Below are 2,457 nucleotides of genomic sequence, written 5' to 3'. Positions count from 1 at the left end.
ATGGGAACACAAGACGCAAAACCAGTTTTTCATTTCTCTAGTGTAAAAGCTTTAGAAACAGAGAAAAAAGAAGAAGCTAAAGAACAAAAAGAAACTACTCCAGCAGAAAATGCACCTACTGAACAAAAAGCAGAAAAAAAAGATAAAAAATCTTATGTAATAGTAGGAATCATTGTACTATTAGTAATAATAATTGGAGCTATTGTATCAGTAAGACGTAAAAAAAATAAAAAATAATAAAAATAAAGAATATACTATATAAAATATTTAAGTATTTTGTTAAAATAAAATTAGGTTTAAAAATAAAGAAAAATATTTAAAGGAGAATTTTTATGAACTTAAAGAAAAAATTTTTAGCTGTTTCACTAGCATTAGCAACTGCATTAAGTTTTAATGTTTTTGTAGAAACCCCTAATTCACAAGTAAAAGCAGAAGAAAAATTAAATGTAAAAAATTTAAAAGATGGAACTTATGATATAGATGTAGACATTATGCACGCACACACAGCCGGTCAAAAAAGTATGGCTGATGGAGCGGTAGAAAAATCAGCTACAAAACTTATAGTAGAAAATGGGCAGTATAAAGTAAGACTTACATTCAAACCACTAACTCGCGACTTTGGTGGAGATACATTTACAGGATATTTAGGAAATTTAAGTTACTATGACGCAGACGGAAGTGTTAAAGACTGTAAAGTAGTAGAATGGTATGGCGAAAATGACAAAGACGACTTTATGGACGTGTACACACAAAAATATCCAGACAGAACAGTCTATCCAAAAGTTTTAGAGTATCCTATAGATAAAAACCAAATAGATGACAATAATAACACTCTTGAAACAAGAGTAAAAGTATTTGTTCCAGTAATGGAAAGTATTGGTGGAAGCGGAAGCGGAATGGGAACACAAGACGCAAAACCAGTTTTTGACTTCTCAAAAATATTAGGAGTTGACAGAACAGCACCATCATCAGATTCTAATGATACAAGCTCTAATGACGCAAATTCAGGAAGCGGAGATAGTGGAAGTGGTGAAGTACCATCAGTAGGAACAGGAGATGCTGGAGATTTAGGTGCAAGTTTAAGTCCACAAGAAGTAGCATATAAATGGACAGTTCCAACAAAATTATGGCACGCAACTGAAAATAGACCATCAATGGGGAACCCTGCATTAGTAGGAACAACAGTAATAGAAAAAGGTGGAAAATTCTATTACACAGTAAAATTCCAAGATTTAATATTTGGTAAATTCCAAGATGGTATAACAAGGTTTTGGGTAAATGGTAATGAAGTTCCAGTTAAAAAAATAAATGAACCAGGATTAAGAAACCCTGTAACAGTAAGTTTTGTATTGGACAGTAAAGTAAACAAACTAAGTGTAGAAGTATTTGTTCCAACAATGGAAGCATTAATGCCGGGAGCAGGAAGAAAACCAGCATTCTTGATATTTGACTGGGCACACGCAACAAAAGAAGAATATCATGGAGAAATACCAAGTGAACTAGCAGGAGCAACACAACTTCCAAGTACAGGATTAAAAACAACATCAACAGCTTTATTAGGAGCTATAACACTATTAGGAGCGTTATATTTAAGAAGAAGATTAAATAAATAAAAGAAAAAAAGGGGAAAAATTATGAAATTAAATAAATTATTAGCAGTAGGAGTAGCAGGAGCAGTAGCACTAGGAGTAGGAGGACAAGTAAATTTAGACCACACAGCATATGCATCTCAAACTCAATCTAATACAGATTTAACTCATCTACAAGATGGTGTATATCATGTAGGATTAAATATGATGCACGCCTATACTCCAGGCAAAAAAAGTATGTCAGACGGAGCAGTAGTCAAATCAGAAACAAAACTTATAGTAGAAAATGGAGAGTACAAAGTAAGAATTACATTCAAACCACTAACACGTGACTTTGGAGGTAAAACTTTTACAGGTTATTTAGGAAATTTAAAATATTATTCAGGGGGAGCACCAATAAACTGTAGAGTAGTTGAATGGTACAGTGAAAGTGATAAAGATAATTTTATGGATGTTTATTTTAAAAAATATCCAAATAGAAAAGCTTATCCAAAAGTTTTAGAATATCCTGTAGATAAAAATGCTATAGTAGGAACAAAACTTGAAACAAGAGTGCAAGTTTTTGTGCCAGTAATGGAATCACTTATGGCTGGAGTAGGAACACAAGACGCAAAACCTATTTTTGATTTAAGTGGAATAAGAACAACTTCTGTAGCAACAGATTTATCAAAAGACAAAGCAACAGCTTTAAAACAACTAAAAAGTTTAAACAAATTAACTCAAGAACAAATAAATGCATACACAACAAAAATAAATTCAGCAAAAAGTGTAAAAGAAATTAATGCAATATTAGAACAAGCAAAAAAAGATAATGCAAATTCTAACAATCCGGCTGTAACACCATCACAAGAAGGAAGCTGGCAACAAA

The 2,457-nt window shown here is 32.2% G+C and carries 2 protein-coding genes and 1 pseudogene; all 3 read left to right on the top strand.

Features of this window, described 5'->3' with window-relative positions:
- Positions 1-237, top strand: a 237-nt coding sequence (locus HMPREF1871_RS03535) for a hypothetical protein (RefSeq protein WP_066130136.1), incomplete at its 5' end; no start/stop codon positions are given.
- 95 nt (positions 238-332) lie between these two features.
- The gene (locus HMPREF1871_RS03530; protein ID WP_066130133.1) at positions 333-1,613 is read left to right on the top strand and encodes an NEAT domain-containing protein; all 1,281 of its coding nucleotides are present in this window, start codon (positions 333-335) and stop codon (positions 1,611-1,613) included.
- A gap of 21 nt (positions 1,614-1,634) precedes the next feature.
- Positions 1,635-2,457: pseudogene (locus tag HMPREF1871_RS03525) on the top strand (NEAT domain-containing protein); the annotation flags it as partial.

Source organism: Gemelliphila asaccharolytica (assembly GCF_001553005.1).
GTDB classification, from domain to species: domain Bacteria; phylum Bacillota; class Bacilli; order Staphylococcales; family Gemellaceae; genus Gemelliphila; species Gemelliphila asaccharolytica.
This window is presented reverse-complemented; position numbering and strand designations above follow the sequence as displayed.